Source organism: Acinetobacter sp. 826659 (assembly GCF_000588515.1).
Lineage (GTDB): Bacteria > Pseudomonadota > Gammaproteobacteria > Pseudomonadales > Moraxellaceae > Acinetobacter > Acinetobacter pittii.
In genome coordinates this window covers 1-5,866 of record NZ_JFYD01000016.1, presented here as the reverse complement: position 1 = coordinate 5,866, position 5,866 = coordinate 1, and the positions used below count along the sequence as shown (strand labels likewise).

Annotated in this window: 1 protein-coding gene; it reads left to right on the top strand. The window is 45.4% G+C overall.

Annotated elements, in window-relative coordinates; all coding sequences use genetic code 11:
• Positions 1–5,866: LysM peptidoglycan-binding domain-containing protein (locus tag J663_RS19670; RefSeq protein WP_033851409.1), on the top strand; the 5,866-nt coding region annotated here is incomplete at both ends.

Here is a 5,866-nt window from a genome sequence, read left to right as displayed (position 1 = left end):
AACCGCACCTGGACCAGCAATAGCCGTAAGGCCAACGATGGCATCACCAAGTATGATGAAACACTGATTGAATATAACCTGATGGGTAAGGAGATTACCCGCCAGACCAATGAGGGCGTCATTCCGACCGGTGCGACTGCGATCAGCTGGAAGACCCTGGAGGAACGTGAAACCCGCTATAACGTGTTTGGTGAGATTACCGGCAAACGTCTGGTCAAGACTGACAGTACCACCAAGAGCACGGACTCGTGGCAGGAAGTGACCGAATATAACAATCAGGGCAAGGTGTGGAAGAGCAATGCCAATAATGGCGTGACCCGTTATTACTTATATGACCGCAATGGCAATGCGACCTTGCAGCTGGATACCACGGGGACAGGCATTAGCGCAAAGAGTGCCGATCAGCTTAAGGATTTGACCGGGGTCAGCTATACCGAAACGGTATATGACAAGCGTAACCAGGTGATTGAGGTGCGGGAGCCGAAGTTTAACCAGGACAAGCTGGACACCAGTTTAAACCTGTTTAACCAGACGATTTCACGGACGGTGGACAAGTCAACGGTGAGCCTGACCGACAGTGCCAGCAAGTTGAGCTTTAATGCCGAGACCCAGAAGCTGAGCATTCAGGCCAATGCCCAGGCGAAGCGGGTGATGATCAAGTACTGGCCAAAGGGCAGTACGGCTACCGCGAGTAATACCCTCACCGTGGATATGCAGGCAACCACCACGGCAGGTCAGTTCGTGCTGGATATCGGGGCGATTCAGGCCAATATCGACTATAGCTATAGTTACAGCAGTAGTGATGCGACAGGTAAGGTACTGGACAGTGGCACAGGGGCGATCAAGCGCTCTGTAAATGTGGTGGATGTATTCTCGGGGGGAACAGTAAGTGCCAATCCGGCTGCCACGGCCACAGGGAACAGTGTGGCGAACACCATGGGCGTGGTGGCAGTTGATGTATTTAATGACTATAAACTACCGATTACGGTGATAGGCAATAAAGCACAGAAAGTTATAGAGAGAAAAGAAGAAACTTTTCAATTTTTTGATGCCGTAATCAAAAAATATACATTTAACTATGAAGAAGGAGTCACTTTTAAGAAGATTCAAGTTGCTCTTCCATCACAGTTAAAAGGCTTTGGGGATGGGGACTTTGAGGTTGAGTTAAGCATTGATGGGCAGGTGTATAAAAAGAGTGTTGCAGCAGGCAGCAGTCTGGTCGAGATTGCGCTGGATAACAATACCGATAAGTTCTTGAGTGGAAAAACTTATACCGTCAAGATTTATAAACGAACCTCGGTGACTACTACCGAGTTGGTTATGAGTAAAACTAATAGTTTACCTAGTAGTAATAGACAAACCTATATTGATTATGGTCATGGTGATTTACCACCAATGCACTACTCTAAAGTAGGAGATCTGTTTGAGTTTGAGGAGCAAAGGGTAAATCAAGAAGGGAGCTTAAATAATTATAGTCATTTAATGATGAAGAATATCCCGACCGGGACCAGTCGGGTTGAGGTGAAATACAAGGTGGCTGGGGCAAGCCAGTGGAGCACCTTAACCAGTAGTGCAGCGTTATATAATAATACCGCTGGGTGGTACACAGCCGGGTTAAATACTTTAGAGAATAACAAGTTATATGACTATCAATATCTGGCCTATAACGCCAAGGGAGACATCTTAGGCGGTGGACAGGGGGTTATTAATACCGCACTGAATCAGGCTACGATCATCCAAAAGGCACTGGCTGCTACAGATTTACCGAGTGTTTATGTAGACAAGCAAGAAACAGTCAATAATAAACAGGATACGGTAAGAACAATATTTACGAAGTCTCAAACAGTTTCAACTAGCTTTGAGGTTGCTGGAGTTCGGGTGGATCAGCCCCTTTTTCTGGATTTCAGGTTTGATAATAGCTGGTTAAAAAATTTTGGAAATAACAAGTTTGTTTTAATAATAAATAATAGTGACAGAATTTCACAGAAGGAGTTTTCTATTTCTACTGATTCCAATATTACATCAGTCAAGATTTCACCTTATTTTCTTCCGGGGAAAAATAATATCAATTTAAAATTAGCTATTATGGAAGGAGCCAGTTTTATAGAAATTGGTAGTGGTTCAGGTTCATTTGATTCTACGTTAGAAGCGGGGCCACAAGGACCACAACCATATAAAGTTATTTATAATTATTCTAGTAAAATTTTTGTACCTAGCTTTACTAATATTCTTTTAATGAATCAACCAGCAGAAACAACACAATTAAGTGCATATTATCGAGAGCTAGGAAGTAATAGTGTTTATACAAAGATAGATGCAAAACTTTTAATGGATGTTTATGGACAACCCATTGCAGGTACATTTGATATCAACTTTAATTCAGTTTTAGATATCACTAAGAAATATGAAATCCAGTATGTGGCTTTAGCGGGTAAAGATATTGTCAACCGCCAGCAGGGTACTATTGAATTTAACAGCGCTGGTATGCAGGTAAATACCACTCCACTCAATTATGGTGGAGATGGCTTTATTTTATTTAGTGGTACTGATGTCCAGTTTATGGACCAGTTTAAACCGGTGACCAGTGCATCCACCTCTGCAAAATTAAAAATCCGAAAAGTCGGCACGGCTGTCTGGGAACAATTTGCTTTAACAGGAACTTCGGATTGGTTTAGCTGGAATGGAAATCAAGGTCGAGATGGGGACTACGAGTTTCAGTTAGATTCATTTAATGGCACCACCCAAACCACGCCATCGGGCAGTATCATCGGTAAATTGCGTTTGGGTAGTCAGCCTAAAGTCCTGAGCTATATTCCTAAATCTTTTGTACAGAACCAGATTACCTTGGCAGGCCAGCCTACTGGCAGCAGTAAAGTGACCGTTAAATATGGTACAGCCGCAGGTTTGCTTAATAAAACTGCAGTATTAACCGTAGGAAGTGATGGTAAAGCCATTCTGGATGCCACCGATCTTGCTGAACAGAACCTGTTAGGCAGTACCACAGTTTACTATAGCTATGAAACCACCGATGCAAACGGCAAACTGCTTAACCGTGCCACAGGCTATGTCAATGTAGGCGTGGGTGCTGGTTCAGGCCAACACACCAACCAGCTGAATGACAGCTGGCTTGACTTCCAGCCTGCCCAGAACAACGGTAGTAAGATGGAGTTGTTCTACCGTAAACGTCAGGTTGATGCGAGCGGCAACTTTGTTTCCGATCTGGTCAGTGCCGATATTAACAGCGATGCTTACTGGGCCAGCAGTAACCAGTTCCAGAAAGTCAGTATCACTTCTTCAAATGGCATCTATCGCTGGAACTTAAATGATCTGGTACCCAAGTCAGGCTTTGAAAACTATGAGTACTTCTACCAGCTCTATGACAGTGCAGGCAAGGTAATTGCCTTTGTACCGGGTAAGCTCAGCATTGACAGTAAGGGTAATGGTAGTAGCCAGCAAAACAAGTGGGTGATTAACGGATCCGGTGACCGTGCCAGCCAGATTGTTAAATCACAGGCCTACAATGCCTTTGGTGAAATCATCAGTGAAACGGATGGGAATGGTAATACCAGTAGCCTGAGCTACAACCCCATGGGTAAACTGACCAAGAAGGTTCTCCCTACAGTGGATATCCGTAAGTCAGATGGTACGGTTACACAAGGTACCCCAACCCTTGAATATGGCTATGACTTAAGTGGCCGCTTACTGACCAGTAAAGATGCCAATGGCAATATCAACAAGCAAAGCTACTTAAACGGGCGTAACCTTGAAACAGGGGATTGGCTGGTTGAGAAAGAAACCCATGCCGATACTGGTGAGGTCAGTAATTTATATGATGTCTATGGCAACCTGATTGAACAGTCCAATGCACTGGGCGTTAAAACGGGTTATAGCTATGATATCAATGGCAACCTGATCCAGATTACCCGTGCAGCACGAACCGCGGGGACAGTAGGTGCGACGCACATTACTTCGGGTGGAGTACAAACCAGCCTCATCGACACCTTCACCTACGATGAGCTGGGGAATCGTCTGAGTGCAACCAATGCACTGAAGAATACCACCACCACAGATTATGATGCCTTAGGCCGTGTGGTGCAGAGTAAAACTGCTGAAGGGGTGACCACCAAAGTCGATTATGTTTACGATGCAAGCATTAGCAATCTAAACAGCAGTAAGGGTGGCATTAAACGCACGGAAACAGATGGACTCGGTAAAACTCTGGTGGATGAACAGGACTACTTTGGCCGGACCATCAAGCATACTGACAAGGGTGCTCATGTCTTTACCTATACTTATAATGCAGGGGGCTGGCTGACCAAACAAATCAATAGCCAGGGCCAGAGCATTGAATATAGCTACTACAGCAACGGTTCGATCAAGGAAATCCGTGATACTGCACTCAACCTGTTAACCTCTTATCGCTACGACAACAACGGTAACCGGATTGAAGAACGCTATCAGGAACTCAATGGTAAGGTGGGTGAGCCACGGGTATTCCAGAATGCCTTGATTAACTACGATAGCTTAAACCGCAAGATCAGTGTGCAGGACCAGTCCTTCAATATTCATTATGAATATGATGGTAATGGCAACATCGTGCATATGCTGGCGAACTACCGTGATGCTGTAAATGCTGCACCGAAGATTCAGGATTTCTGGTACAGCTATGACAGCATGAACCGCTTTACAGTGAGTATGGGGGTACTCAATAGTACAGCGAAGAAAGTAGAACGTGGTAATACCGGTATTGCCATCAGCTATGACAAGCTGGGCCAGCGCCTGACAGCAGACTATGGTAAAGATGCACTGAACTCGACCAAGGCGCATAAAGAAAGCTATAGCTATACCACTGATGGCTACCTTGAGACGGTGAAGAATGCAGATTACTCAAGCACGGGTACTCTAGGTACCCAATATACGGTATCTACCCGTTATAACGATGCCTTGGGCCGGGTAACCAAATATACTGATAACAATGAAAACAGTACGACGGTCTATCAAACCACCACGACTACCTATAGCAAAGATAACCAGATTATCGAGCAGAAAAAAGAAGGTGGTACTGGTGCGGGTACAACGAAATATACCTACCTTGCAGATAAGGCGACCCTCGACAAGACGGTGATGACACCGACTTCAGGTTCCATCCAGACCACTCAATATGCTTATGAATGGTGGGACAGTGCCAAGCAAAGCAAAATCACCACGACGGTGGACAGCTTAAAAGGTGAAACCAGCCTGAGCTATAACATCAACGGTCACCTAAGCGGTTTTGTTGATGACAAGAATGCACAGAATAAACGTGCAGCGACGTATATTAATAACTCACAAGGAATGGTGTTACAGCGAAACGAGCTGATCAATAACACCATGAACCGCTATCGTAACTTCTACTATGTGAACGGACAACGTGTCGGTGACTTGAGTAACGATGGTCCATCGCGTGAGGACTACGTACAGAACCTGCAAAGCAACCGTGCGACAGCTACTCAGGCCAAAGACTTTAAACCGATTTCATCGGCGGACTTTGACCAGAACTTTGAGCCGATTAATGCGCAGTATCCATCGAGTGCATCGACCAGTTATGTGGTGAATAACGGAGATACCTTACAAAGCATTGCCTTATCGGTTTGGGGTGATGCATCGATGTGGTACATGCTGGCTGACGTCAATGGCTTGAGTGCGACGGACAAGTTAACTGCGGGACAGGTATTAACGGTTCCGAACAAGGTCACCAACATCCACAACAACAGTGAGACGTTCCGGCCTTATAACCCGGGAGAGGCGATTGGGAATCCCCAGCCGACAGTACCGAGCCCGCCACCGCCACCGAAGCCGAAGAAGAAGTGTGGTGGTATTGCCCAGA